Origin of the sequence: Mangrovibrevibacter kandeliae, from assembly GCF_024519155.1 — a bacterium.
Classification (GTDB): domain Bacteria; phylum Pseudomonadota; class Alphaproteobacteria; order Rhizobiales; family Rhizobiaceae; genus Mangrovibrevibacter; species Mangrovibrevibacter kandeliae.
This window is the reverse complement of record NZ_JANIFJ010000007.1, coordinates 91,215-117,608: the sequence shown is the minus strand read 5'-3', so window position 1 is coordinate 117,608 and position 26,394 is coordinate 91,215. Positions and strand designations below refer to the sequence as shown.

Sequence of the window (26,394 nt, the reverse complement as noted above, 5' to 3'; positions counted from 1 at the left end):
CCTGGCCCCGCGCCGGCCGGTATGATGTCACTGCGCCGCCGGAGCCTCGGCCGCACCGGCCGCGCTCTTCTGGATCTCCTCGATCTGCGTCTTGATCTTCGGATCGACGAACTCGACCTTGAGGTCGCTGCGGGCCTTCTGCACCAGCTGCATGTACTTCTCGCGCATCACCACCTGGCGCACCTGGTCCTTGACCTGGTCGAAGGCCGGCGGCTGCTGCGGACGCTTCTCCTCGACCTTGATCACGTGCCAGCCGAACTGGGTCTGCACGGGCTGCTCGGTGTACTTGCCGGGCTCCAGGGCGAAAGCCGCCTTATCGAAAGCCGGGACCATCTGGCCGGGACCGAAGAACCCGAGATCGCCGCCCTGCGGGCCCGACGGGCCGGTCGACTTCTCGCTGGCGAGCTTCTCGAAGTCGGCGCCGGCGTCGAGCTGCTTGATGATGTCCTCGGCCTCTTCCTTGGTCTTCACCAGGATGTGGCGGGCATGCACCTCGTCGCTCTTGGGCATCGCCGCGATCTCCTTGTCGTAGCGCTGCTTCAGCTCGTCGTCGGTGATGGTGTCGATGCCCTTCTGCTTGAAATAGGCATTGTGGAGCGCGCGCTCGCGCAGGAAGGCGAGCTGGCTCTTAACTTCCGCCGTCTTGTCGAGCCCTGCATCGGCCGCTTCCTTGGCGAGCGACTTGATGTCGATCAGCGCGGACAGGACGGCGAGCCGGCGCTGCTCGTCCGGCATCTGGCCGAACTGGTCGCCGAGATCCTCGACGGCGAGGTCGAGATCCTTCTCGGTGATCGTCTCGTTGCCGACCTTGGCCACCGTGTCGCCGTCGGCCGCCAATGCCGGCAGGGCGGCGGCAGCGAGTGCGAAGACGGACGCGGCCAGCGTCAGGCGCAGGGAATTCGTCATTGTGCGGGAGCTCCTCGAAGGCGTTTGAACGATCGGCTCCGGATCGAGCCTCGCGTGCGGTGAAGTGCCTTGCAATGCGGTCTTTTCAGGGCCGCGCGCCGGGGTGGGTGGCGACGTTGACATCGCTCCGGGCCCCTCTTATCTCTCGCCCGTCTCGAAAGTCCAGCCGCTTTCCCCAGCGTATCGGGACGATCGCCATCCCGGCGGCGACAGGCGGCGGGCCGCGCAGGTGGCGTGCGCCGCCCACACTCAAAGGGGCCATTCATGGTCAGTTTCGGCGGCATTGCCCGCAAGTTGCTCGGTTCGGCGAACGACCGCCGCGTGAAGCGGTTCGAATCCCTCGTGCGCGAGGTCAACGCGCTGGAGGGCGAGCTCTCGCAGCTGAGCGACGAGGCCCTGCGCCAGCGCACCGAGACCTTCCGGCAGGAGGTCGCGAACGGCAAGTCGGTCGACGATCTCATCGTTCCGGCTTTCGCCACCGTGCGCGAGGCAGCCAAACGCGCGCTCGGGATGCGACACTTCGACGTCCAGCTGATCGGCGGCGCGGTCCTCAACTCCGGCGCCATCGCCGAGATGCGAACAGGCGAGGGCAAGACCCTCGTCGCCACCCTGCCCGTCTATCTCAATGCGCTCGCCGGCAAGGGCGTCCACGTCGTCACCGTCAACGACTACCTCGCCAAGCGCGACGCCGAATGGATGGGCCGGGTCTACCGCTTCCTCGGCCTCACGGTCGGCATCATCGTGCACGGCATGAACGACATGCAGCGGCGTGAGGCCTATGCCTGCGACGTGACCTACGCCACCAACAACGAACTCGGCTTCGACTACCTGCGCGACAACATGAAGTACGAGCGCGGCGAGATGGTCCAGCGCGGCCATCACTACGCGCTCATCGACGAGGTGGACTCGATCCTCATCGATGAAGCGCGCACGCCGCTGATCATCTCCGGCCCGCTCGACGACCGCTCCGAGCTCTACCAGATCATCGACACCTTCATCCCGCAGCTTGCCGACGAGGACTTCGAGCTCGACGAGAAGCAGCGCACCGTCACCTTCACCGAAGGCGGCACGGAGAAGCTCGAGCGCCTGCTCGAGGCCGCCGGGCTCCTGCAGGGTGTCTCGCTCTACGACATCGAGAACGTCGCCGTCGTCCACCACGTCAACAACGCGCTGAAGGCCCACAAGCTGTTCCAGCGCGACAAGGACTACATCGTCCGCAACGACGAGGTCGTGATCATCGACGAGTTCACCGGCCGCATGATGCCCGGCCGGCGCTACTCGGAAGGCCTGCACCAGGCGCTGGAGGCGAAGGAGCACGCCAAGATCCAGCCCGAGAACCAGACGCTGGCCTCGATCACCTTCCAGAACTACTTCCGCATGTACAAGAAGCTCGGCGGCATGACCGGCACGGCCAACACCGAGGCGGCGGAATTCGGCGACATCTACGGGCTCGACGTCATCGAGATCCCGACCAACCTGCCCGTCCAGCGCAAGGACGAGGATGACGAAGTCTACCGCACGGTCGAGGAGAAGTACCGGGCGATCGCCCGCGAGATCAAGGACGCGGCCGAGCGCGGCCAGCCGATCCTCGTCGGCACCACCTCGATCGAGAAGTCGGAGCTCCTCGCCGACCGGCTGAAGAAGGAAGGCCTGAAGGACTTCCAGGTGCTCAACGCCCGCTATCACGAGCAGGAAGCCTATATCGTCGCCCAGGCCGGCGTACCCGGCGCGGTGACGATCGCCACCAACATGGCCGGCCGCGGCACCGACATCCAGCTCGGCGGCAACGCCGAGATGCGCATCGAGGCCGAGCTCGCCGAGGTGCCGGAGGGGCCGGAGCGCACCGCGCGGGAAGACGCGATCAAGGCCGACATCAAGCGGCTGAAGGAAGAGGCGCTCGCCGCCGGTGGCCTCTACGTGCTCGCCACCGAGCGCCACGAGAGCCGCCGCATCGACAACCAGCTGCGCGGTCGCTCCGGCCGCCAGGGCGACCCGGGCCGCTCCAAGTTCTACCTGTCGCTGCAGGACGACCTGATGCGGATCTTCGGGTCGGAGCGCATGGACTCGATGCTGACCCGGCTGGGCCTCAAGGAGGACGAGGCGATCGTCCATCCCTGGATCAACAAGGCGCTGGAGAAGGCACAGAAGCGGGTCGAAGCGCGCAACTTCGACATCCGCAAGAACCTCCTGAAGTACGACGATGTCATGAACGACCAGCGGCGCGTCATCTTCGAGCAGCGGCTCGAGCTGATGGACGCCGAGACGCTGTCGGAAACCGTCGCCGACATGCGCAACGAGACGATCGAGGCGATCGTCGCCCGGCACATTCCCGAGCGCGCCTATCCCGATCAGTGGAAGACCGAGGAGTTGAAGGCCGAGGCGCTCGACGTCCTCAACCTCGACCTGCCGATCGTCGAATGGGCGGCCGAGGAAGGCATCGACGAGAGCGACATCCGCGAGCGGATGAAGCAGGCGGCGGATGCGATGACCGCCGAGAAGGCCGAACGCTTCGGTCCCGAGGTGATGACCTATGTCGAGCGCTCGGTGGTCATGCAGACGCTCGACGCCCTGTGGCGCGAGCACCTGGTCAATCTCGACCACCTGCGCTCGGTGATCGGCTTTCGTGGCTACGCCCAGCGCGATCCGCTGAACGAGTACAAGTCGGAGGCCTTCGAGCTCTTCCAGACGCTGCTCGAGCATCTGCGCGAGCGCACCACGCAGCAGTTGATGCGGGTCGAGATCGTCCAGCCGGAGCAGCAGCAGCCGGCGCCGCTGCCGCAGATGGCGGCGCATCACCTCGACCTTGCCACCGGCGCGGACGATGCCGGCACGGTCCCGGCCTTCACGGGACCCGCAAACACCGTCGCAGCCGAGGCTGCCGACCGAAACCCCGACGATCCGTCGAGCTGGGGACCGGTCGGACGCAACGAGGCATGCCCCTGCGGATCGGGCAAGAAGTTCAAGCACTGCCACGGCGCCTTCGTGCAGGCCTGAGCGATCGCGGATTCCGCGGCGTGCGCCGCGGAGATCTGGTGCCGGCAGTCGTCGATCGCGTGGTGTCGGCGTCTGCCGAGCGCAGAGACCGCCACCGCGGCGCTAGAGTTCGTCGGCTGTCTCGCTGAGGAGATCCGGCAGCGCCGTCTGCAACTCGCACAAGGCCGCCCTCACGCGCTCATGCAAGACGGCGCGATCGGAGCGGCGCTCCATCTCGGCGGCGGCCGGAAGCGGCTGGATCTCGGGCCTGCCGCGACCGAGCAGCAGCCAATCGAGCGAGATGTCGAGCAGTTGACAGAAGGCGATGGCGTGGTCGAGCGAAAACTCGCCGCCGATGCGCCACCGGTAGACCGTGCTGACGTTCACCCCGAGCGCCTGTGCCAGCGCCACGTCCTTGCGCCAGCCGCGCCGTGCCATGGCTTCTGCCACCCGATCGCCGCGGGTCGATCCACTCATCCGAAGGCTCTGAGAACGGAGGGTGCGCGGAAGAACCCGTCTCCCGCGCCTGCGGCCTGTCGCCGGTCCTGTCCCTTCGATCGGCGGGCGTCGTCGGGACGGTGTCCCGTGTTCAGGCGGGCTTCACCTTCACGTCCATCTCGCCGAAGGTCGCGCCCGGCGTTGCCGAGCACGCGTCCAGCACGAACTCGATGAGCGTGTCGACCGTGGACTGCGCGTCCTCGAGGGCCGATGCGAACAGGAGGTTGGCCTTCTGGTCGTTCGGCTTCTCCGAGTAGGTGAACTGAATGCCGTTCGACTGCGGCGCATAGCTGAAGCTGAAGCTCTGATAGGTGCCGGTCAGCTTCGTGGCGACCTTCTGGGCGATCAGCGCGGCCGCGGTGGCGGCGAGGCCCTTCAGGAACAGCGTCATGTACACCGCGGGATTGCCGAGCGACATCATCATCTTCCCGCTCGGGGTGCTCCACACGCCGCCGCTGTAGAGCCGCGTGGCGGTGTCGGTTTCGGTGAGGTCGATCTCGACCGAGTTGGAAACGGCTTCGCTGATCATGGTGCTCGTCGTGATGTTTTGTTGAAACCAGACCTGGACGACTTCGACAGGGGTCAGGGTGTCGATGCCGAGGACCATCTCCTGCGGCGAGACATAGATCGGCGTCGTGACCTGCTTGCCGTCGATGGTGGTCGAGACGCTCTGGAGGCCCGGGTGGATCGGCTTGTACTTGTTGTTCAGCGTCAGCGAGTTCGGCGTCCCGCCGTCCACCGCCGATCCGAGATTGCCGTCGGCATCGAGCGTGGCCTGCTGGCCCAGCCCGATCGGCACGATCTGCGTCTGGACGCTGACCTTCACGCCGGCCTGGAAGTTGTTCGTCGCGAACATCTTGTAGGCCGGCACCCAGGAGAAGGTGTTGCTGACGAGGTAGTCGCTCGCCGACTGCCACACGACGCTATAGGTGTCGTTGACCTTTTTGGCGAAGCAGAGCTGGTACTTAGCCTGCTTGAGAGTTGCGAGGTCGCTGGAAGAGATCTGGATCACTACGGACTTGCCCATGGCGCACTCCTATGACGCTAGGGTCGTCCTCCTTGCCGTCGGCGACGGCTGTGCAGAGACGACATCCGGGAGATAGCATCTACAGAGAATCGCATCCATGGGTTGTGGTTGCGTGTGACGCGAGGGGCAGTGCATCCCGCGCAAACCCTTGCACGCTGGTCAGAAACGGCAAGAGGCCGGACGTTCGGTCCGACCTCTTGCATTCAGGTTCAGGTTGTATCGACGCGGGCGCGACGTCATGCCCTACCGAAGAGCCACGGTCGGGCCCTCGCGATCAGCGGCGGCACACCTTCTCGGTCTTCACGACCCAGCGGCCGTGGATCCGCGTCTTCGTCTTCTTGGTCACGCAGTTCGGGCGCATCGGACCGTGGCGAACGACGGTCTCGCGAACAACCTCGCGGTGACGCGGCACGACATGATGCGAGTCGCTGGTGGTGATCGTCACGCTCGCCGCGGACGCAGTGCCGGCGACGGCGACGGGGGACAGCAGGGCGGCAGCGACGGCAACGGCGGTCAGGACCTTCATCTTCAACATCCTCTCGGGAATTGATGTCGGTCTAGAACCGCCTGCACCAGCGTTTGGTTGCGCGGCTAAAAGATTACTTTGCAGACAGGTTGAGCGGCGGAAGCATGCAGCGACGCAGTCGTCAGCCTCCCCGAACCACGCAGGATCGAGAAGGCGCGAGCGGGACTGCAATGCTACTTCAGCAGGCTCTCGAAGGTGGTGGGTCGGCGGGTGCCGGAGATCCGCTTGCCGAGCCGGTCGTACCCCTCGCGGCGATGCTGCTCCGCCGCATAGGCCTCGGCGGAGATCGGCGTACCGGTCTTGTAGGTGTAGCTCGCCTGGGTGACGAACTCGGTCGGCTCCATCGCCGCCACGAGGCGCTCCTCCTCGGCCTCGTCGGCGATGCGCTTGGCCGCGACCTCGACCGGCTCCTCTGCCGTCGGGCAGGGACCCAAGGGCGACAGACGCTGACCGTCCTCAAGCTGCGGATCGAAGACGTAACGCCGCTCGCAGACACCGGTCTCGACCGGCTTGTGGGTCAGTTCGAACCGATCGCTGCCCTGCTTGAGCATCTTCCAGAAGGCGTAGTGGTCAGACTTGCGATGCCGGGCCATGTTCTTCGGCGTCATCCGGAAGGGAAAGGCCTGGAACTGGAAGGCGCGCTGGCCGCCTTTGAAGGCATAGCGCGCGAGACCGAAGATTTCGCCCATCTGCACGTCGTCCATGGCGTAGCAGCCGGACGAGTTGCACGAACCGTGCACCATGAGGTTGGCGCCGGTGCCACCGTTGGCGCGGTCATAGGCGTTCGGATAGCCCGTGTTGATCGCCAGGTGATACTGCGAGTTCGGGTTCATCAGTCCGGGCGTGATGGTGTAGAAGCCCTCGGGCGCCTGGCGGTCGCCCTCCTTCTCCTTGGGCCCGAGCCGTCCAGACCAGGCGCAGATCGAATAGGTCTTCAAGAGGCCGTAGGTGCCGTCGGTCTTCTGCTTCCAGACCTCGAGCTCCGACTCCTCCTTGTACAGCCGCACGAGGATCGGCGCGTTGACGCCCATCCCCTTGGCCTTGATGTCCTGGACCAGCTTGGCGGGAAGCGGCGCATCGGCGCCGGCTGCGATATCGTCGATGGTTTCCTGGCAGGCCGACAGAAGCATCAGTCCCGCGGCGAGCGCCGCGGCCGTCAGCAGACGTTTCGCGATCATTCCCGTCCCCTCGACCGGAGCGCCGTGCCCTGCGCCCCACACGATCCACTCACACCGACCACGAGCCTCGTCCGTCCCGCGCCGCCCGCAGGCTTCGGCCATGATGAACCGAACCTTACGAGCCATCCCTTAATGGCGCCGACGGTGTTGAGGAACCGTTAATCCCGTCCCCTTGCGCGGCACTGTCCCCATGCCGCCCGGAGATGGCGGCATTTTGACGATTGTGACGCGAAAGGGAAGAGCCCGCGTGCATCATGCACGTGAAGTTGCGTGCCCGCACGATGCTCCGCGCAAAGAGGGCTCAGAGCGTGCGGCCGATCGCCAGGAACTTGTCCCGCCGCTCCTTCTTCAGCGTCGGGCCGTCCCGCTGACCGAGCTCGGCCAGCGCCGCCGCGACCGCATCGCTTGCCGTGTCGATTGCCAGTTCCGGCTGGCGGTGGGCGCCGCCCATCGGCTCGGGCAAGATTTCGTCGACGACGCCGAAGCCCTTGAGGTCCTGCGCGGTGATCTTCATCGCCTGGGCCACGTCGCGCGCCCGGGCGGCATCCCGCCACAGGATCGAGGCGCCCGCCTCCGGCGAGATGACGCTGTAGATAGCGTGCTCCAGCATCAGGACGCGGCTCGCCGCGGCGAGCGCGATGGCGCCGCCCGAACCGCCTTCGCCGATCACCACCGAGACCAGCGGCACCTCGAGATTGAGGCAGGCCTCGGTCGAGCGGGCGATCGCCTCGGCCTGGCCGCGCTCCTCGGCGCCGATGCCGGGATAGGCGCCGGAGGTGTCGACCAGCGTCACGACCGGGATCGCGAAGCGCTCGGCGAGTTCCAGGATGCGGACAGCCTTTCGGTAGCCCTCCGGGCGGGCCATGCCGAAATTGTGCTTGAGGCGGGTCTGGGTGTCGGAGCCCTTCTCCTGCCCGATCACCGCGACCGACTGGCCGCGGAAACGGCCGAAACCGGCGATGATGGCATGATCCTCGGCAAACTTCCGGTCACCGGCGAGCGGCGTGAAGTCGGTGATCAGCCGCGCGATGTAGTCGACGCAGTGCGGCCGGTCGGCATGGCGTGCGACCTGCGTCTTCTGCCAAGGCGTCAGCTTCTTGTAGAGGTCGGCAAGCGCATCCTGGACGCGCTTCTCCAGCCGCTCGATCTCGTCGGACACGTCGACGGCATTCTCGCCATCCGCGTCGAGCTTCTTGAGTTCGAGGATCTGCCCTTCGAGATCGGCGACCGGCTTTTCGAAGTCGAGATAGTTGTGCATCTAAAACGCGACTGCCTTCCACGGCCCGGGCCGGCGGCTCGGGCGCACTCGTCTTCGCCGGCCGGCGCGGGTTCGCGCCTGCGTTCGCTCGCTGCTGCCGGAGTCGGGCCGGAAACTGACGATGTGAAGCTTTGTTGTCAAGAAAACGCGGCGCCGGCTCTACTCGCGGCTCGCCTCCGACAGGGGGTGATGGTCCGCGACGAGCCGGATCAGCCGTTCTTCGAGAACATGGGTGTAGATCTGCGTCGTCGAGATGTCGGCATGGCCGAGCAGCTCCTGAACGGCGCGCAGGTCCGCACCGTTCTGCAGGAGATGGCTGGCGAAGGCGTGCCGCAGGACGTGCGGCGACACGCGCGCCGCCGAAATGCCTGCCCGCGCCGCGAGCCCCTTGAGATCGCGGGCGAAGGCCTGGCGCGTGATGTGCCCGCTCTCCGACAGCGCCGGAAACAGCCAGTGCTCGTCCGGCGCCGTGCGGCGACTGGCTCGCAGCGCCTCGGCGAAGGCGGTGACCGCGTCGCGGGCCCGCTCGCCGATCGGCACCATGCGCTCCTTGTTGCCCTTGCCGCGCACCACGACGAGCCGGTTCTGCGAGCGCAGCACCGAGCGGGGCAGGCTGACGAGTTCGGAGACGCGCAGCCCGGTCGCGTAGAGGATCTCCACCAGCGCATGCAGGCGGCGGGCCCGCATCAGCGCCGCGCTGCCGACCTCCGCACCCTCGGCCTCGGCCTCGGCCAGGTCGATCAGCCGCTCGACCTCCTCGGCACTCATGATCTTGGGCAGCGGTCGTTCCTTGCGGGCCCCCTCGATCGGCCCCGTCGGATCGTCGCCGCGCATTCCTTCGGCATAGAGGAACTTGTAGAACTGGCGCAGCGACGACATCCGCCGCGAGCGGCTGGTCGGCGCGAAACCGCGCGCGGCGAGGTCGCCGAGATAACCGCGCAGGTCCTCGGTGCCGGCGGCCGTCAGCCCACCGCCCAGGAACTCGGAGGCATCGTCGAGATCCCGGCGATAGGCCGCAATGGTGTTCTCGGCCGCACCGCGTTCCACCGCCATCATCTCGAGGAAGGTTTCGATGTCAGCGCCGTCGCGGCTCCGCCGTGGCGCATTCACGGCCGCAGCTCCAGCGCCGAGGGCTGGCTGGTCGGCGCCGCGGGATCGTCCGCACCCGCGGCGGTCTGGGCGACCGCCGCATCGCCGGCCGGCGCCGACCCTTGGGCTACGCCCGTCGCAGCCTCCTGCGGCAGCTCGCGCACCGGAATTTCGATGTCGACTTGACGCCGATGCGGTTCGACGAACGTCACCAGCGCCGCCATGATCGCCAGGATTACCCCTGCGATGATCGCGATCGTCGTCAGGAGACGGACGAGGGTCGGCATGAAGGCCGGTCACTCCGCATTGGCCAGAACAGCGAGATGCCGTTCCTTGGAGCATCGCAGCGGCCGACGCAAGCGCCATCGGGCCGCATCCACCATGGGGAGGAGATCCGGCGCTGCTTGACGAAGGCGGGGAATCCTGATGCTGAAAACGAAAACGATCAATCCGGGAGAGAAGCGATCGAAACCGCCCTCACGCACGCCGCGACACCGGACGAGCTTGCCCGGATCCAGGCGAAGCTCGGCGGGCGCGCGGTCACCCTGATCGGCCTCATGGGCGCCGGCAAGAGCACGGTCGGGCGCAAGCTGGCCCGGCTGCTCGACCTGCCGTTCCGGGACACCGACGAGGAGATTGAGACGGCGGCGCAGATGACGATCGCCGATCTCTTCGAGGCCTATGGCGAGCCGGAGTTCCGCCAGCTCGAGGCCCGCGTCGTGGCGCGTCTGGTCGGCGAGGGCGCGCAGGTGCTGGCGACCGGCGGCGGCGCCTTCATGACCGAGAGCACGCGGCGCAAGCTGCGCGAGCGCGCCGTCACCGTCTGGCTGAAGGCCGACCTCGACGTGCTCATGGAGCGCGTCGCACGGCGCTCGCACCGACCTTTACTCAAGGCACGCGATCCGCGCGCCGTCATGCAGGACCTGATCGAGAAGCGCTATCCGATCTACGGCGAGGCGAACATCACGGTGACGTCGCGCGCGGTGAAGCGCGAGGTGATCGCCCAGGAGATCATCACCGCACTCGACCAGTTCCTCGGCAAGGAGACCACCGCGTGAGCCCCTCCTCCACCGCACCGGCCCCGCGCGATCCGGCGGAGCCGACGACGGTCGCCGTCGACCTCGGCGAACGGTCCTACGACATCCTCATCGGCGCCGGGCTGATCGAACGGGCCGGTAAACTCCTCGCGCGCCGGCTGCCGGACATCCGCGTGGCCGTGGTGAGCGACGCAAATCTCGCCGACCGGCACCTGCCGCGCCTCCTCGCCGCGCTCGCGGCCGCCGGTATCGACGCGACGCCGATCGTCCTGCCGGCCGGCGAGGCGACCAAACGCTTCGAGCAGCTGGAGCACGTCGTCGACGCCATCCTCGCAGCGCGGCTCGAGCGCGGCGACGCGGTGCTCGCCCTCGGCGGTGGCGTGATCGGCGATCTTGCCGGATTCGCCGCCGGTATCGTGCGTCGCGGGATGCGCTTCGTGCAGGTGCCGACCAGCCTCCTCGCCCAGGTCGATTCCTCCGTCGGCGGCAAGACCGGCATCAACACGGCGCACGGCAAGAACCTCGTCGGCGTCTTCCACCAGCCGGCGCTGGTGCTGGCCGACACGACGGTGCTCGACACCCTGTCGTCCCGCGAGTTCGCCGCCGGTTATGCCGAACTCGCCAAGTACGGCCTGATCGACCGGCCGGACTTCTTCGCCTGGCTGGAAGCGAACCATGCCGAGGTCTTCGCCGGCGGCCCGGCGCGGACCGAAGCGATCGCCGTCAGCTGTCGTGCCAAGGCCGCGGTGGTGGCCGCCGACGAGCGCGAGGACGGCGCCCGCGCGCTCCTCAATCTCGGCCACACCTTCGGCCACGCGCTCGAAGGGGCGACCGGCTATGCCACCGACCGCCTCGTCCACGGCGAGGCGGTGGCGATCGGCATGGTACTCGCGCACCGCTTCTCGGCAACTCTCGGCCTCTGCCCGCAGGAGGACGCGGCACGCGTGGAGCGGCATCTGTCGGATGTCGGCCTGCCGACGCGCATCGCCGCCATCCCGGGCGAGCGGTTGACGACGGCCATGCTGATGCCGCGCATCGCGCAGGACAAGAAGGTCCGGCGCGGCAGCCTCACCTTCATCCTCACCCGCGGCATCGGCCGGGCCTTCGTCGCGAACGACGTCGACCCGGTGGCCGTGGAGAGCTTCCTCCAACAGGAGCTCGCGCGATGACCGCCTCGCTCTGGATCCTCGTCGGGATCGTCGTCCTGCTGCTCTGCGTCTCGGCCTTCTTCGCTTGCTCGGAGACCGCCCTCACCGCCGCCTCGCGCGGGCGCATCCTGTCCTTCGAGAAGAGCGGCGATGCGCGCGCCGGCGTCGTCACCCGGCTGACCGAGCGGAAGGACCGGCTGATCGGCTCGCTGCTGATCGGCAACAACCTCGTCAACATCCTCGCCTCGTCGCTGGCGACGACCGCGTTTCTCGGTCTCTTCGGTCAGTCGGGCGTCGCCTATGCGACGATCGCCATGACGATCCTCGTCGTGATCTTCGGCGAAGTGCTGCCGAAGTCGCTGGCGATCGCCCATCCGGAGAACTGGGCGCTGCGGCTCGCCCGTGCCGTGGAGGTGGCGGTGATGGCCCTGTCGCCGGCGACCGCTGCGGTGAACTGGACCGTGCGCCGCATCCTCGCTCTCTTCGGCGTCGACCTCGAGTCCGGCACGATGCTGAGCGCCCATCAGGAGCTGCGCGGAACGGTTGAGGTGCTGCATCGCGAGGGCGCGCTCGTCGACGTCGACCGCAACCGGCTCGGCGGCCTTCTCGACCTGCACGAACTGGAGGTGTCGGACGTGATGGTCCACCGCACCACCATGCGTCAGGTCAATGCCGACGATCCGCCCGAGGCGATCGTCCGCCAGATCCTGGAGAGCCCGCACACCCGCATGCCGGTCTGGAAGGGCGAGGCCGACAACATCGTCGGCGTCGTCCACGCCAAGGATCTCCTGCGCGCCCTCAACGAGCTCGGCAACGACTTCACGCGCCTCGACATCCTGAAGATCGCGACGCGCCCCTGGTTCGTGCCGGAGACGACGACGCTGCAGGACCAGCTGAACGCCTTCCTGCGCCGGCGCACCCACTTCGCCCTCGTCGTCGACGAGTATGGCGAGGTGCGGGGGCTGATCACCCTCGAGGACATCCTGGAGGAGATCGTCGGCAACATCGCCGACGAGCACGACGTGGAGATCGAGGGCGTCAAGACCGAGGCCGACGGCTCGGTCGTCGTCGACGGCGCCGTGCCGATCCGCGACCTCAACCGGGCGCTCGGCTGGTCGCTGCCGGACGACGAGGCGGTGACGATCGCCGGGCTCGTCATCCACGAGACCCAGACGATCCCCGAGGAGCGCCAATCCTTCACCTTTTTCGGCAAGCGCTTCGTCGTCCTGAAGCGCGAGAAGAACCGCGTCGCGCGGTTGCGCATCCGGCCGTCGACGGTGCTGGTGCCGCCGAAGAAGCTCGGCCATGCCGCGCCGGGCGCTGCACGGCCCGGCAACGGGCCGGCGGCCGAGGTTTCGCCTCTGGAGGATCCAGATCGCGAGCCCGATCTCGCCGAGGGGCGTTTTGGCACGGACGAGCCGGGCGTCGCGGACGCGTCCGCCGACGACGGCCGAAAGACCGTCGGACCGATGCCGCACGAGGAAGCGCCTGCGACGAGCGAACCTGCCGATACGCAGGCCCCGCAGCAGTCGGAGCGACCGGCCGGCTGAGGCCAACGGGCGCCTTTCTGTCTACCGCAGGCCGGAGGCCTCGCCGAGCCAGGTGCGGGGAACCGCGGCCGAGACGATGGTCAGCGCCAGGCCGAAGGCACAGGCGGTCCACAGCGCCACCGGCTCGGCCAGCGCCGACAGACTGGCGCCCGCGAGGCCGCCGGCGATCATCCCGAGCCAGGGTACGGCCTGGACCAGAAAGCCAGCGTCTCGCTCGCCGCAGAGGACGCGGCCGAGTCCCTTCCCGAGACGCGACAGCGCCCCGGTGACGTAAGTGAGGCCGAGCGGCTGACCGCCGACGCGATCGACCGCAGCGTTCAGCATCCCCATCGCGAGCACCAGCGGCAGGTAGGCCGCAGCATTCGACAGCGGCGGCACGAGCAAGGCGCTGATGCCCATGATCGCCGTGACGGCGCCGAGCAGCAGCCCGTGCCGCCCGCCTCCGGCTCGCATGACCACCACGCCGAGGGCGTTGCCGGCGACGAAGGTCAGAAGGATGCCGCCGAGCCGCAGCATGGCGTCGCTCCGCCCCTGGGCGAGCGCGATGGCGAGGCGCGTCGTGTTGCCGCTCATGAAGGACAGGAAGTCGCCGGCGCGCAGGAACCCGATGGCGTCGGTCATGCCCGCCAGGAACGAGAGGAGCACCACGAAGCCGAGGCCGGCCACGCGCCGCCGACGGGGCCACCGATCGTGAGCGGCAGCCGGTCTCGCGTCGTCGGCGCCGTTGCGAGCGTCGTTCATCGCAACGACCGCGGCCTCAACGCCGGCGCGCTTCGCCGGGCGCGGCCGCTTCGATCGCCAGCGCATGCACCCCGCCCGCCAGTTCCTCGCCGAGCAGCCCGTTGATCAGCCGGTGCCGGTCGAGCCGGCTCTTGCCGGCCAGCGAGGCCGCCACCAGCCGCACCCTGAAATGGGTCTCGCCGGTGCCGTCGAAGCCGCCATGGTGGTCGCTGCCGGCGTGGTGGTGGCCGGCATGCAGATGGCTCTCGTTGATCACATCGAGGCTCTCGGGCGACAGCGCTTCGCGCAGCTTCGTCTCGATCGACTGCTGGACCGTCATGATCTCTCCATCTTCCGCGTATCTGACCCTCTTGCGCGACGCACCGTCGGCCCGTCAGCGAGGCTGGTGCGAAGCGATCTTTTCGCGCCTGTCAATTCTTGTTCGCCTTCCGACGCAACCCCATAATCCCGCCAATGAAACTGGACTCCAAATATTTCGACCGCATCCGGTTGCGCCCCGACCCGCAGGCGGCCGAAAAGTCGCGGGCGCCGAGCTGCGGCTGGGAGGGATGCGAGGAGCCCGGCCTTCACAAGGCGCCGCGCGGGCGCGACCATGAGGGCGAGTACTACCACTTCTGCGTCGACCACGTGCGGCTCTACAACAAGAGCTACAACTACTTCTCCGGCCTGAACGACCGGGACATCCAGGCCTATCTGAAGGATTCGCTCACCGGCCATCGCCCGACCTGGAAGATGGGCTCGGCCTCGAGCGAGCCGCTGAAGAGCGAAGCGCGCAGCGGTCGTCGCTTCACCGGCCGGGCCCGCGACCCGTTCGAACTCTTCGAGGGAACCGAGCCGGCGCCCGCCCCCGTGCGGCGGAAGGTCCGCTCGCTGGAGGCAAAAGCTCTCGAAACCCTCGACCTGCCGCAGGAATCGACTGGCGAGACGATCCGGGCGCGGTATAAGAGTCTCGTCAAGCAATACCATCCCGACGTCAACGGCGGCGATCGCGGATCCGAGGACCGGCTGCGCGAGGTCATCCAGGCCTACAAGCTCCTGAAGCAGTCCGGTTTCTGCTGAGCCTTCCGTCCGGACGGTTCGGCGCCTGCCGCCGTCGAACTCGTCATCCGAGGGATCGAATGCGCCAGGAACCCGCCGTCGCGGGCTCCGACTTTATGTGAGATGTTCGGCGCCGGCTTCGTCGCGTCGTACTTGGAGGTATGATGAACGCAGCGGTGCAGGATGTGGCCGGGCTCCCGGACACCACGATCTCCGTCCGCGAGACCTTTGGTTTCGACAGCAATCTGACCGTCCCGGCCTTCAGCGAGTCCGATCCCCATGTGCCGGAGATCGATCCGGACTACCTGTTCGACCGGCAGACGACGCTCGCCATTCTCGCCGGCTTCGCGCGCAATCGCCGCGTGATGGTCTCGGGTTTCCACGGCACCGGCAAGTCGACCCACATCGAGCAGGTGGCCGCGCGGCTCAACTGGCCGTGCGTGCGCGTCAATCTCGACAGCCACGTCAGCCGCATCGACCTCGTCGGCAAGGACGCGATCACGGTGCGCGAGGGCATGCAGGTCACCGAATTCCGGGACGGCATCCTGCCCTGGGCCTATCAGAACAACGTCGCGCTGGTGTTCGACGAGTATGACGCCGGCCGCCCGGACGTGATGTTCGTGATCCAGCGGGTGCTCGAATCCTCCGGCCGCCTGACGCTGCTCGACCAGAGCCGCGTGGTTCGCCCGCACCCGGCCTTCCGTCTGTTCGCGACGGCCAATACCGTCGGCCTCGGCGATACCACCGGGCTCTATCACGGCACGCAGCAGATCAACCAGGCGCAGATGGACCGCTGGTCGATCGTCACGACGCTGAACTACCTGCCGCACGACCAGGAGGTCGGGATCGTGCTCGCCAAGGCGCGGCACTTCGACACCAAGGACGGGCGCCAGGACGTCTCCAAGATGGTGCGCGTCGCCGACATGACCCGCTCGGCCTTCATGAACGGCGACCTGTCGACGGTGATGAGCCCGCGCACGGTGATCACCTGGGCCGAGAACGCCGAGATCTTCGGCGACATCGGCTTTGCCTTCCGCGTCACCTTCCTCAACAAGTGCGACGATCTGGAGCGGCCGCTGGTGGCCGAGCTCTACCAGCGCGCCTTCGGCCAGGAGCTGCCGGAGAGCGCGGCGAACGTCGTGCTGGATTGAGAGCGGCTTGGGCAAGGTCCGCGAACGGATGCGCGCCAATCCGAAGGGGGATTGGCGCATTGAGGACATCGAGGCGGCATGCCGAGAGGTCGGGCTCGACTGCATCAAGCCATCTCGCGGATCACACTATAAGGTCGGAGCTCCCGGAGGGGGCAGCCGCTATACCATACCGGCGCACCGTCCTATAAAAGGCAATATATATTCGGGAATTTCTGAGGTTCCTGGACGAGATAGGGAAGCCATGACTTCCGACCGAACGATCTCCAAGATTGACGGCCTTTCCTTTGATCCGTCCCTCTACGAAGTCCACCTGCGCCCGCTCGCGGTCGAGGAGGGGGGCGGATGGTTTGCGACCATCCCCGCTCTCCCGGGTTGCATGGGCGACGGCGAGACCGAACTGGACGCCGTTGCAGACGTTCGCTCGGCCGCTGCGGAGTGGGCTGATGCCGCCCTAGCGGCGGGCGAGACCGTCCCGGCGCCACGTCACAGCGCCAAAGAGGCTGCCGAGTAACCCATGGCCACCATCGGCGACAACAAGCGCCCCGCCCAATCCCAGGTCACCGACCGCGAGCCGTTCCGGCGCGCCGTCGCCGGCTGCCTGCGGGCGATCGCCGGCGAGGGCGAGATCGAGGTCGTCTACGCCAACGAGCGGCCCGGCCTCGCCGGCACGCGCGCGCGCCTGCCCGACCTGCCGAAGCGGGTGACGAAGAACGACGTCGCCGTCACCCGCGGCCTTGCCGACGCGATGGCGCTGCGCCGCGCCCGCCACGACGCCAAGACGCATGCTGCGCTGTGCCCCGACGGCAAGGCGGCGCGCGCCGTCTTCGACGCGGTGGAGCAGGCGCGGGTCGAGGCGATCGGTGCCAACGCCATGCCGGGTGTCGCCGAGAACCTCGCGACGATGCTCGAGGACAAGTACTTTCGCTCCAACCTCACCGACGTCACCGACCGCGCCGAGGCGCCGCTGGAGGACGCCATTGCGCTGATGGTGCGAGAGCGCCTCACCGGCCGTCCGGTGCCGCCGAGCGCGCAGGCGCTCGTCGACGTCTGGCGCGACTGGATCGAGGACAAGGCCGGCGATCGCTTCGAGCGGCTGACCGAGACGGTGGAGGACCAGCGCGCCTTCGCCCGCGCCATCCGCGATCTGCTCGTGTCGATGGACATGGCAGAGGACCTCGCCCAGGAGAACCCGGACGAGGATGCCGACGAAGAGGAGCAGGGCGACAAGCAGGAGCGCGGCGAGGACGAGGGCGGCTCGGAGGAAAACGCCGGCGACGACCAGGCCCAGCCGCAGGAGAGCGAGGCCGAGACCGAAAGCCAGGAGACCGCCGAGGCCGAGAGCTCCGAGGTCACCGCCGAGGACCCGGTCGACGACGACCAGCAGACCGAGACCCCGGGCGAGTCGCGCCGCCCGAACGAGCCGCTGTCGAACCAGATCGGCGACACCGACTATGCCGTCTTCAGCGCCGCCTTCGACGAGGTGATCACCGCCGAGGAGCTCTGCGACGCGGCCGAACTCGACCGGCTGCGGGCCTTTCTCGACAAGCAGCTCGCCTCGCTGCAGGGCGTCGTCGGGCGGCTCGCCAACCGGCTGCAGCGCCGGCTGATGGCCCAGCAGAACCGCTCCTGGGACTTCGACCTCGAGGAGGGCTATCTCGACACCGCCCGCCTCACCCGGCTGGTCATCGACCCGATGCAGCCGCTGACCTACAAGATGGAGCGCGACACCGAGTTCCGCGACACGGTGGTGACGCTCCTCATCGACAATTCGGGCTCGATGCGGGGCCGGCCGATCACCGTGGCGGCGACCTGCGCCGACATCCTCGCCCGCACGCTGGAGCGCTGCGGCGTCAAGGTCGAGGTGCTCGGCTTCACCACCCGCGCATGGAAGGGCGGGCAGGCGCGCGAGGCCTGGCTGAAGGCCGGCAAGCCGCAGAAGCCGGGCCGGCTCAACGACCTGCGCCACATCATCTACAAGTCCGCCGACGCACCGTGGCGGCGGGCGCGCAACAATCTCGGCCTGATGATGCGCGAGGGGCTGCTCAAGGAGAACATCGACGGCGAGGCGCTGATCTGGGCGCACAACCGCCTGCTCGGACGGTCGGAGCAGCGGCGTATCCTGATGATGATCTCGGACGGCGCGCCGGTCGACGATTCGACCCTCTCAGTCAACCCAGGCAACTATCTCGAGCGCCACCTGCGCGCGGTGATCGAGGAGATCGAGACGCGCTCGCCGGTCGAGCTCCTGGCCATCGGCATCGGCCACGACGTGACGCGCTACTACCGCCGCGCGGTGACCATCGTCGACGCCGAGGAGCTGGCCGGCGCGATGACCGAGCAGCTTGCCGATCTCTTCGAGGAGCGGCCGCAAGGGCAGACCCGCACGCGCAGCCGGCTGAGGGCAGGCGCCCGGCGTTGACGCGGCCGCTTCGACGCCGGGGCGCGGCGCTGGCGCTGGCGGTCGTGCTCGGCCTGCCGACGCTGGCGCAGGCCGGCGGCGGCACGCCGGTGACCGTCGGCTCGCAGCGCATCGAGCGCTTCCAGCCGGGATCGGAGACGACCCGCTTCGGCCAGCTCGATTTCGTCGGCGGCATCCAGTTCTGGGGCACGGGTCTGCACGGCTTGTCGGCGCTGCGCTTCACCCGCAACGGTCACTTCCTCGCCGTCAGCGACGACGGGCTCTGGTTCGCCGGGCGGATCGAGCGCGACGGGCGCGGCCGGCCGACCGGCATTTTCGACGCGCGCACCGGCCCGCTGCTCGACGCGACGGGCGAACCGTTCGACGGCAAGACCGAAGCGGACGCCGAGTCGCTCGCCATCGACGGCGAGCGCGTGCTCGTCGGCTTCGAGCGCGACCACCGCATCCTCGCCTACACCGATCCCGACTCGCCCTTCGACCGCCGGCCGGAGACACTGCCCCTCCCCGTCCCGCGCGCCGAGCTGCGGCGCAATCGCGGGCTGGAGACGCTCGCCCTCTCGCCGAAGGGGTCATCCCTCGGCGGTGCCGCCGTCGCGATCGCCGAGCGCTCGCTCGACCCCGACGGCAACATCTTCGCGGCGATCTTCCAGGGCGGCCGGCGGAACGGCGTCTTCAAGGTGAAGCGCGACGATCCCTGGGACGTCTCGGACGGCACGTTCCTGCCGGGCGGCGACCTCCTGCTGCTCGAGCGGCGCTACACCGGGCTCGGGCGCCTCGGCATCCGCATCCGCCGCATCGCCGGGGCGACCGTCCGGACTGGCGCGCTCGTCGACGGACCGGTGATCTTCGAGGCCGACCTCGGCGAGGAGATTGACAACATGGAGGGGCTGGAGGCCTGGACGGCGCCGGACGGCTCGACCCGCCTGACCATGATCTCCGACGACAATGGCTCGATGTTCCAGCGCAACCTGATCCTGGAGTTCCGGCTGGTGGAGGATCGGGCCGGACCGCAATAGCACCGGGCCGCCCCACGCGTTTCCAGGCACGGCCTGGCCTGACCCACATGTGCCGGCTTCCGGCGGCATGCGCCCTCTTCACCCTCATCCTGAGGTGCGAGCGCAGAGAGCCTCGAAGGGCGAGGGTGAAGGACGCCGTACCAACACAAAGGACACCTCCCTCTTCCAGGGCCTTGCCGGGCACCTCAGGATGGAGGTGCCTGCCGGGCGGCCACCGGGCGGTGCGGTGTGCCGATACGCGCCGGCGGCGCGCGGCTATTTCTTCGTCAGCGCCGTGATACGCTTTGTCATCTCGTCGATCTCCTTGCGCTGCGTCGAGATGATCTCGGCGGCCATGGCTCGCGAAGCATGGTCCTTGCCGGCGTGCAACTCGGCTTCGGCCATGGCGATGGCACCCATGTGATGGGCGATCATACCGCAGTTGAAGGCCAGGTCAGGGTCCATGATGGTGGCTGCACGCATCATCGACGTCTCCCAGTCTGCCATCGGCCCCACGGAGGGGGCGCCGTTCATGGCGCCTCCCGTCATCATGTGAGCGTCGCCCTTCGGCGTCGAGGAGGTCGCGGCGGCGGCCTCGCAGGCTGCCGGCAAGGCTGCCGCGTCCGCGTGGCCCGCGGCGTGATCGGCTTGGGCAAGGGCAGGGCTCACGGCAGAAGCCGAAACGAGAACACAAGCGAGAAGTATCTTCGACACGGGAACCCAACTCACGATGACTGCCGAACGTGGCGGATCATCTCGGCTCGCCGATTGTGGCTGATCCGCGGCGCGCCGACCGTATCGTCAGCCTCTCGCCGGCGCTGCCGGATAGGGCATCACCGCCTGCATGATCACCCGGTAGGGCACCAGCGCGAAGGCCGCGATCAGGAGCTTCACCACGAGATCGCCGAGCGCCCAGGAGAGCCAGTGCGGCGCCTCGACCGCGAACAGGCCGAGAAGCGGCGCGCCCTGCAGCGAGAAGTCGTCGGATGGGCCGACGAAGGCGAAGAGCGGCGCGAAGGCGACCGTGAAGAAGGTCAGCGTGTCGAGCACCGAGCCGGAGAGCGATCCGATTGCCGGCGCCCGCCACCAGCTCTGCCGGCGCAGCCGGTTGAACATGGCGATGTCGAGGAGCTGGGCGAGGAGGAAGGCGGTGCCGGAGGCGATGGCGATGCGCGCCAGCCGGTCGGCGGCCGTCGCGAACTCCATCAGCCCGAGATCGTAGAGCAGCGGCGGGGCGGCGATCGAGGCGGCGACCGCGCAGGCAAAGCCCACGAACACCACCCGGCGCGCGATGCGCGGCCCGTGGATCCGGTTGGTCAGGTCGTTGACCAGAAAGGCGAAGGGATAGGTGAAGGCGCCCCAGGTCAGGATGTCGGCGAGCGCGAGGCTTCCGACATGACCGGCCATCGGGAACTGCACGAGGACGTTCGAGACGACGACGATCAGCGTCATCGCCGCCACCGGCAGCGCATATTTCGACAGGAAGCCCATTTTTTTATCCTGGGGTATGGCACCAGCGGGACGCGGCGGCGGCCGTGTCCGACTAAAGTGCTCGGGCCGAAGGGCTCGGCCCGAACGGAGATCAGGCGGCGGCGGTCGCCTCGGTCGCGCCGGCGACCTTCTTGGCGATCTGGCGCTTCAGGAGACGGGCACGCTGCGACAGCTCCTTCTCGTCGGCCTTGACGAGGAAGGCGTCGAGGCCGCCGCGGTGCTCGACCGAGCGCAGCGCCGCGGCGCTGATGCGCAGGCGCACCTTCTGGCCGAGCGCATCCGAGAGGAGCGTGACCTGGACGAGATTCGGCAGGAAGCGGCGACGCGTCTTGTTGTTCGCGTGGCTCACATTGTTGCCGGACATGACGGCCTTGCCCGTCAGTTCGCAAGCGCGCGGCATGGGTCTAACCTTTCAGAACTGCCAAAGCCTCGGGGTGGCGCCGCCACGAAAGTGGCGCGATCATCTCCACGAGACATGATCGGAAAATCCGGGCTGCTATAATCGTCACGCTCGCGCCCGTCAAGAAGCGCGCGCGGTGCGCTGCCGGCGAAGCGGCGAAGGATCGGCGCCGGCCGGCGGGGCGGCCTCGCTCCAATTCGGCCGCATTGGCACCACCTATATCGCAGTCTGCCGTTCTCCGGAGCCCCCACCCGCATGCCGCGCCTGCCGATTCTCGTCAGTCTTCTCGCCGCCTTTGCTCTCGCCGGTCCGCTCCACGCCGAGCCGCGCGTCTATCACACGAGCTACAACGTCTCGCTGATCGGCCTGCCGGTCGCCAAGGCCTCCTTCGAGACGACGCTCGACACGCGCAGCTACTCGGTCGACGGCACGCTCGCCTCGTCGGGTCTCGCCGACATCTTTTCGACCATCAAGGGCAAGAGCTCGGTGTCCGGCACGATCGGTCCCGACCGGCTGACGGCCGACCGCTACTCCCTCGCCTATCGCAGCGACCGCAAGAACTGGTCGAGCGACGTGGCGCTGAAGGGCGGCGCCGTCGCCTCCCGCAGCGTCGCACCCGACCGTCCGGCACCGAAGAAGGACTTCGTGCCCGTCACGCCGGAACAGCTGAAGCGGGTGGTCGACCCGCTGAGCGGGCTGATGCTGCGGGCCGGCAAGGACCCGGCCTCGCTGTGCGACCGGTCCCTCCCCTTCTACGATGGCTGGTCGCGCATGGACCTGAAGCTCTCGCCCGCCGGCCGCAAGCCGTTCTCGACCAACGGCTTCAAGGGCGACGCCTTCGTCTGCGACGTCAGGGTCGATCTCGTCAGCGGCTTCCGGCCATCCTCCAAGGGCGTGAAGTTCATCACCCGGCAGACCATCCAGCTCTGGTTCGCACCGATCGCCGACACCGACATCTACGCGCCGGTGCATGCCGTCATCCCGACGCAGATCGGCCCGCTCACCTTCACCGCGACGCAGTTCGCCAAGGGATAGGACGCCTCGCCGTGCGGAGAGGCGTGCGCCGGCACAACGCGGCCGGCGACAAGCCGCCTCACCCCCTCCGCCGGCACTCCCCCCGCCTGCTGTGCCTGCCCTTGTGGGGAGGCGCCCGGCAAGGCAGAGGGTGTGGTCGGTCCGCGGCCGGACCGGTGACCTCTGGCGGAGTTTCTGCATGGCGACGCTCTTCGGCTTCTCGGCGGTGCTGATGTGGGCGCTGCTCGCCCTGTTCACGGCGCGCAGCGGCCAGGTGCCGCCGTTCCAGATGAACGCCATGACCTTCGCGATCGGCAGCCTCGTCGGCCTTGCCTGGCTGATCGCGCGGCGCACACCGCTCGGCGTCTTCCGCCAGCCACCGCGGGTCTGGCTCACCGGCGTCGTCGGCCTGTTCGGCTATCACGCGCTCTACTTCGCCGCTCTCCGCCACGCCCCCGCGGCGGAAGCCAGCCTGATCGCCTATCTCTGGCCGCTCCTCATCGTGCTCGGCTCGGCCATGCTGCCGGGCGAGCGGCTGCGCTGGTTCCATGGGCTCGGCGCCCTCCTCGGCCTGTCGGGCGCCGCGCTGATCATCGGCGGGCGCGGCACGATCGACTTCTCGCCCGCCCATGCCACCGGCTATCTGCTCGCCCTCGGCTGTGCGCTGTTCTGGTCCGCGTACTCGCTGCTGTCGCGCCGGCTCGCCGCGGTGCCGAGCGAGACGGTCGCCGGCTTCTGCCTCGCGACGGCACTGCTCTCGCTGCTCGCCCATCTCGTCTTCGAGCCGACCGTCTGGCCAAGTGATGTGGGCCAGTGGCTGGCGATCCTCGGCCTCGGCCTGCTGCCTGTCGGTGCGGCCTTCTACGTCTGGGACCACGGCGTGAAGCACGGCGACATCCAGCTGATCGGCGCGTCGAGCTATGCCGCGCCGCTGCTCTCGACGCTGGTGCTGTGCCTTGCCGGCGAGGCCCGCCTCACCGGAGGCATCCTGGCGGCAGCCGCCCTGATCACGACCGGCGCCGCGCTCGCCGCTCAGCCGGTCTTCCGCAAGCTCGCGTCACGCCGCCCTGCCAAGGCCTGAACCGAACCATTGCGGTCGGCGCTCCTCCCGCTACTCTGGCGCTCCGGTCCGAGAGCGCGAAAGGATGCCGATGCTGACGCTCGATCGCACCCACCTCTTCGACGGCCAGCGCATCGCCTGGGGCACGATCGGCGAAGGGCCGCCCCTGGTGCTGATCCACGGCACGCCGTTCTCCTCCCAGATTTGGCGGAGGATCGCCCCCCTCCTGGCGCCGCACTGGACGGTCTACTACTTCGACCTCCTCGGCTACGGGCAGTCGGAGATGCGAGGCGGCCAGGACGTTTCGCTCGGCGTTCAGAACCGCGTTCTCGCCTCGCTTCTGGCGCACTGGAACCTCACCTTCCCCGAGATCCTCTGCCACGACTTCGGCGGTGGGACGGCGCTGCGCGGCTGGTTCCTCGACGGGCTGCGCTACAGCAGGTTGACGCTGTTCGACGCCGTAGCCCTCGCGCCCTGGGGCTCGCCCTTCGTCCAGCATGTTCGCACGCACGAGGCGGCCTTCTCCGGACTCCCACCCTATGCCCACCAGGCGCTGCTGCGAGCCTATCTGCAAGGCGCGGCGCATCGGCCGCTGACCGCGGAGGCGCTGGCGGTCCATTGCGCGCCGTGGGAGAGCGCGGTGGGACAGGCCGCCTTCTACCGGCAGATCGCCCAGATGGATCAGCGCTTCACGGACGAGATCGAGCCGCACTATGCGCCGCTGGCCTGCCCGGTCACGATCCTCTGGGGCGAAGAGGACGGCTGGATCCCGATCGCGCAGGGCGAGCGACTGGCCGCGCGGCTCTCCCGCCGGCCCTTGATCCGGGTGCCGGACGCCGGCCACCTCGTTCAGGAAGATGCACCGGAGGCGATCGTCGCAGCCATGCTGTCCGGCCGCCTCGAACCCGGCTGACGGCGCTACAGTCAGGGCGCCAGCCGTCCCGGAGGCTCATCCCGGACGGCGCATCTCGGGCGCGCGTGCGAGGCTGCCGGGCGCCGCCGTCAGAGGTCGAGGATCCAGGTCTGCCCGACGAGGTCGTGGCCGAAGGAGTGGTGCGGCGCCTCGTCGACGAGCCTGAAGCCTTTGGCCTGGTAGATCCGGCGCGCGGCGAGGAGGATGTCGTTGGTCCACAGCGTCAGCCGGCGATAGCCGAGCGCCCGCGCCCGGTCGATGCAGGTCTCGACCAGCCGGTGCCCGAGGCCGAGGCCGCGCGCCTCGGGCTCGACATAGAGCAGCCGGAGCCTGCCGGTCTGCGGCTCCTCGCTCTTCATCAGGAAGACCGAGCCGAGGATGCGCCCGTCGCGTTCGGCGATCCAGCCGTCCTCGCGTGCCGGATCGAACCCCGCGACGTAATCGGCAAGGATGCGCGCAACCAGCGCCTCATAGGTCCAGTCCCAGCCGTAGTCCTCGTGGTAGAGCCGGGCCTGGCGGTGGATGATCCAGCCGACGTCGCCGACGCCGAGCGGCCGGAGCACCGGCGGAGCGCTGTTCCCCGCCTCGCCGAAGGCGGCGCGGATGTCGCGCAGGGCGGCGCCGAGACGCTGGCGCGAGCCCGCGTCGACATCGCGCAGCAGCGCCGCGATCGCCTCCCGGGTGCCATCCTCCATCGCGGCGAACGCGGCCGTCCCCGTTGGCGTGAGCGAAAGCAGGAGGTGCCGGCCATGCTCGGGGCTGACCTTGCTCGCCACCAGTCCGCGCGCGCGCAGGCGGCCGACGATGCGGCTGAGATGCGCCTTGTCCATGTCGAGCAGGCGGCCGATCTCCGCGGCGGTGCACCGACGCTGGGCGATCTCGTAGATGACGCGGGCCTCCGGCAGCGACAGGTCGCTCGCCGGAAGGTGGCGCTCCAGAAGCCCGATCGCACGGGTGTAGAAGCGGTTGAAGCTGCGGACTTCGTCAACCAGCGACATCGCCACATCCCTTATGTTGTCTCAGTCAACACATAGCAGGATGCAACGCGGAGGGCGACGGGGGACCGAAGCTTTTCCGGGCGGGCGCGATCGGGGCGCCAGGGGCTGGGCGTCGGCGTCGGCCGGCGCCCGGGGACCGGTGTGAGGGAGGCGGCGAGGCCCGACCTCGCGCCGCTGCCGATCAGCGGCTGGCGACCATCCGGCAGAGCTCGACGAGGGCGCTGTCATAGGTGGCGGCGTTGTTCGTCACGCTCTTGCACCGGATCTGCAGCTTGCGCCGCTCCGGCGCGCTCATCGACTCGTACGCGGCAAAGCTCGCCGTCGCGTTGGGGCTGACCACTCCGACCGCCGTGTTCGGCGCCGCGCGGTTGATGCCGTTCCGCGTCGCGCCCGCGATGCCGTTCGCGTCTCCGAGGGCGGCGTCGACGCCGGCGGTCGTGCCACCGGCACCCCCGAGCGAGGCAGCGGCATTGGCGCCGATGCCACGGCGGCCTCCGGCGGACGCACCGAGCCCGGCGCTCGCTCCATCCGCGCCGCCGAGCGATGCCGTCGCGCCCGCGTCCGCCCCGCTTCCACCGCCGAGCGAGGCTCCGGCTCCGGCGCCAACGCCCGAGCCGCCGCCGGCCGAGGCGCCCGCGCCGGCATTCGCGGCGCTGGAGCCACCGAGTGATCCGCCCGCCCCGACGCCAATGCCGCTCCCGCCGCCGAGCGAAGCGCCGACGCCGGCCTCGACGCCATCGCCTCCGCCGAGACCGACTCCAGCGCCGGCCGATACGCCGTCACCGGCGGAGGCTCCGGCACCGACACCCGCCTGCGCCACCGCAGCAGACGAGACACCGATCGAGAGGGCCACCGAGAGCAACAGCGGCATACATTTCGAGTGAACATGCAGCATGCTAAAATCTCCTGCCGATCTACTTCCGATGCAGAAGTCAAATCGAGCCGGAGCGGGATGTTCCTCCATCGAGACGTGAGATCATCGCT

Annotated in this window: 26 protein-coding genes; 11 read left to right on the top strand and 15 right to left on the bottom strand. The window is 68.6% G+C overall.

Annotated features, from left to right (window positions below):
* Positions 1-27: 27 nt before the first annotated feature.
* Positions 28-906, bottom strand: coding sequence for a peptidylprolyl isomerase (locus NPA30_RS17035; protein WP_256803975.1), 879 nt, complete (start codon positions 904-906; stop codon positions 28-30).
* A gap of 264 nt (positions 907-1,170) precedes the next feature.
* On the opposite strand from NPA30_RS17035, the gene secA reads away from it, so the two are divergent.
* A complete protein-coding gene (gene secA / locus NPA30_RS17030) occupies positions 1,171-3,900 on the top strand; it encodes a preprotein translocase subunit SecA (protein WP_256803974.1) in 2,730 nt (909 codons plus the stop codon).
* Positions 3,901-4,002: 102 nt separating this feature from the next.
* On the opposite strand, the gene NPA30_RS17025 is transcribed toward secA, so the two are convergent.
* The 7 genes from NPA30_RS17025 to NPA30_RS16995 all read right to left on the bottom strand — a co-directional run bounded on the left by NPA30_RS17025 (position 4,003) and on the right by NPA30_RS16995 (position 9,742).
* On the bottom strand, positions 4,003-4,356 hold the full coding sequence (locus NPA30_RS17025) for a helix-turn-helix domain-containing protein (RefSeq protein WP_256803973.1): 354 nt from the start codon (positions 4,354-4,356) through the stop codon (positions 4,003-4,005).
* 112 nt (positions 4,357-4,468) lie between these two features.
* Positions 4,469-5,404 (bottom strand): hypothetical protein, encoded by a 936-nt coding sequence (locus NPA30_RS17020; RefSeq protein ID WP_256803972.1) that lies wholly within the window; start codon positions 5,402-5,404, stop codon positions 4,469-4,471.
* 274 nt (positions 5,405-5,678) lie between these two features.
* Positions 5,679-5,930, bottom strand: a complete 252-nt coding sequence (locus NPA30_RS17015; RefSeq protein ID WP_256803971.1) for a hypothetical protein — start codon at positions 5,928-5,930, stop codon at positions 5,679-5,681.
* 173 nt (positions 5,931-6,103) lie between these two features.
* Positions 6,104-7,108, bottom strand: a complete 1,005-nt coding sequence (locus tag NPA30_RS17010) for a L,D-transpeptidase family protein (protein ID WP_256803970.1) — start codon at positions 7,106-7,108, stop codon at positions 6,104-6,106.
* Between the two features lie 301 nt (positions 7,109-7,409).
* Positions 7,410-8,366: an acetyl-CoA carboxylase carboxyltransferase subunit alpha gene (locus NPA30_RS17005; protein WP_256803969.1), complete on the bottom strand. Its 957-nt coding sequence runs from the start codon at positions 8,364-8,366 to the stop codon at positions 7,410-7,412.
* A gap of 159 nt (positions 8,367-8,525) precedes the next feature.
* Positions 8,526-9,476, bottom strand: coding sequence for a site-specific tyrosine recombinase XerD (locus NPA30_RS17000; protein ID WP_256803968.1), 951 nt, complete (start codon positions 9,474-9,476; stop codon positions 8,526-8,528).
* Entirely contained in the window at positions 9,473-9,742 is a 270-nt protein-coding gene (locus NPA30_RS16995; protein ID WP_256803967.1) for a hypothetical protein, read from the bottom strand. The genes NPA30_RS17000 and NPA30_RS16995 overlap by 4 nt, the downstream gene beginning before the upstream one ends.
* 177 nt (positions 9,743-9,919) lie before the next feature.
* Here NPA30_RS16995 and NPA30_RS16990 point away from each other — a divergent pair, with 177 nt between their 5' ends.
* From NPA30_RS16990 to NPA30_RS16980, 3 genes are read left to right on the top strand one after another with little or no spacing between them, the layout of a single operon-like run.
* Positions 9,920-10,513 carry a shikimate kinase gene (locus tag NPA30_RS16990; protein ID WP_256804012.1) on the top strand — a complete coding sequence of 198 codons (594 nt, stop codon included), beginning with the start codon at positions 9,920-9,922 and terminating at the stop codon, positions 10,511-10,513.
* Complete coding sequence (aroB, locus tag NPA30_RS16985) at positions 10,510-11,661, top strand: 3-dehydroquinate synthase (RefSeq protein ID WP_256803966.1); 1,152 nt, start codon at positions 10,510-10,512, stop codon at positions 11,659-11,661. Before NPA30_RS16990 ends, aroB begins: the two co-directional genes overlap by 4 nt.
* Positions 11,658-13,190, top strand: a complete 1,533-nt coding sequence (locus NPA30_RS16980; protein ID WP_306228971.1) for an HlyC/CorC family transporter — start codon at positions 11,658-11,660, stop codon at positions 13,188-13,190. Before aroB ends, NPA30_RS16980 begins: the two co-directional genes overlap by 4 nt.
* A gap of 21 nt (positions 13,191-13,211) precedes the next feature.
* Here the strand turns inward: NPA30_RS16980 and NPA30_RS16975 are convergent, their stop codons facing one another.
* Positions 13,212-13,856: a YoaK family protein gene (locus NPA30_RS16975; protein WP_256803965.1), complete on the bottom strand. Its 645-nt coding sequence runs from the start codon at positions 13,854-13,856 to the stop codon at positions 13,212-13,214.
* Between the two features lie 91 nt (positions 13,857-13,947).
* Positions 13,948-14,250 (bottom strand): BolA family protein, encoded by a 303-nt coding sequence (locus tag NPA30_RS16970; protein WP_256803964.1) that lies wholly within the window; start codon positions 14,248-14,250, stop codon positions 13,948-13,950.
* 134 nt (positions 14,251-14,384) lie between these two features.
* On the opposite strand from NPA30_RS16970, the gene NPA30_RS16965 reads away from it, so the two are divergent.
* The 4 genes from NPA30_RS16965 to NPA30_RS16950 all read left to right on the top strand — a co-directional run bounded on the left by NPA30_RS16965 (position 14,385) and on the right by NPA30_RS16950 (position 19,555).
* On the top strand, positions 14,385-14,990 hold the full coding sequence (locus NPA30_RS16965) for a J domain-containing protein (RefSeq protein ID WP_256803963.1): 606 nt from the start codon (positions 14,385-14,387) through the stop codon (positions 14,988-14,990).
* Positions 14,991-15,133: 143 nt separating this feature from the next.
* Positions 15,134-16,120 (top strand): cobaltochelatase subunit CobS, encoded by a 987-nt coding sequence (gene cobS, locus NPA30_RS16960; RefSeq protein WP_256803962.1) that lies wholly within the window; start codon positions 15,134-15,136, stop codon positions 16,118-16,120.
* 514 nt (positions 16,121-16,634) lie between these two features.
* A complete protein-coding gene (cobT, locus tag NPA30_RS16955; RefSeq protein ID WP_256803960.1) occupies positions 16,635-18,539 on the top strand; it encodes a cobaltochelatase subunit CobT in 1,905 nt (634 codons plus the stop codon).
* Positions 18,536-19,555: an esterase-like activity of phytase family protein gene (locus NPA30_RS16950; RefSeq protein ID WP_256803959.1), complete on the top strand. Its 1,020-nt coding sequence runs from the start codon at positions 18,536-18,538 to the stop codon at positions 19,553-19,555. The genes cobT and NPA30_RS16950 overlap by 4 nt, the downstream gene beginning before the upstream one ends.
* A 255-nt stretch (positions 19,556-19,810) precedes the next feature.
* On the opposite strand, the gene NPA30_RS16945 is transcribed toward NPA30_RS16950, so the two are convergent.
* The 3 genes from NPA30_RS16945 to rpmB all read right to left on the bottom strand — a co-directional run bounded on the left by NPA30_RS16945 (position 19,811) and on the right by rpmB (position 21,425).
* Complete coding sequence (locus tag NPA30_RS16945) at positions 19,811-20,203, bottom strand: DUF305 domain-containing protein (RefSeq protein ID WP_256803958.1); 393 nt, start codon at positions 20,201-20,203, stop codon at positions 19,811-19,813.
* A gap of 132 nt (positions 20,204-20,335) precedes the next feature.
* A complete protein-coding gene (locus tag NPA30_RS16940) occupies positions 20,336-21,025 on the bottom strand; it encodes a queuosine precursor transporter (RefSeq protein ID WP_256803957.1) in 690 nt (229 codons plus the stop codon).
* A gap of 91 nt (positions 21,026-21,116) precedes the next feature.
* A complete protein-coding gene (gene rpmB / locus NPA30_RS16935; protein WP_256803956.1) occupies positions 21,117-21,425 on the bottom strand; it encodes a 50S ribosomal protein L28 in 309 nt (102 codons plus the stop codon).
* A gap of 255 nt (positions 21,426-21,680) precedes the next feature.
* Here rpmB and NPA30_RS16930 point away from each other — a divergent pair, with 255 nt between their 5' ends.
* The 3 genes from NPA30_RS16930 to NPA30_RS16920 all read left to right on the top strand — a co-directional run bounded on the left by NPA30_RS16930 (position 21,681) and on the right by NPA30_RS16920 (position 24,412).
* Positions 21,681-22,460: a DUF3108 domain-containing protein gene (locus NPA30_RS16930; RefSeq protein WP_256803955.1), complete on the top strand. Its 780-nt coding sequence runs from the start codon at positions 21,681-21,683 to the stop codon at positions 22,458-22,460.
* Positions 22,461-22,638: 178 nt separating this feature from the next.
* Positions 22,639-23,520 carry an aromatic amino acid exporter YddG gene (gene yddG / locus NPA30_RS16925; RefSeq protein ID WP_256803954.1) on the top strand — a complete coding sequence of 294 codons (882 nt, stop codon included), beginning with the start codon at positions 22,639-22,641 and terminating at the stop codon, positions 23,518-23,520.
* A 70-nt stretch (positions 23,521-23,590) separates the two neighbouring features.
* A complete protein-coding gene (locus NPA30_RS16920) occupies positions 23,591-24,412 on the top strand; it encodes an alpha/beta fold hydrolase (protein ID WP_256803953.1) in 822 nt (273 codons plus the stop codon).
* A gap of 89 nt (positions 24,413-24,501) precedes the next feature.
* Here the strand turns inward: NPA30_RS16920 and NPA30_RS16915 are convergent, their stop codons facing one another.
* Together NPA30_RS16915 and NPA30_RS16910 are read right to left on the bottom strand one after the other, a co-directional pair.
* A complete protein-coding gene (locus NPA30_RS16915; protein ID WP_256803952.1) occupies positions 24,502-25,410 on the bottom strand; it encodes a bifunctional helix-turn-helix transcriptional regulator/GNAT family N-acetyltransferase in 909 nt (302 codons plus the stop codon).
* Between the two features lie 181 nt (positions 25,411-25,591).
* Complete coding sequence (locus NPA30_RS16910; protein WP_256803951.1) at positions 25,592-26,305, bottom strand: hypothetical protein; 714 nt, start codon at positions 26,303-26,305, stop codon at positions 25,592-25,594.
* Positions 26,306-26,394: the final 89 nt, after the last annotated feature.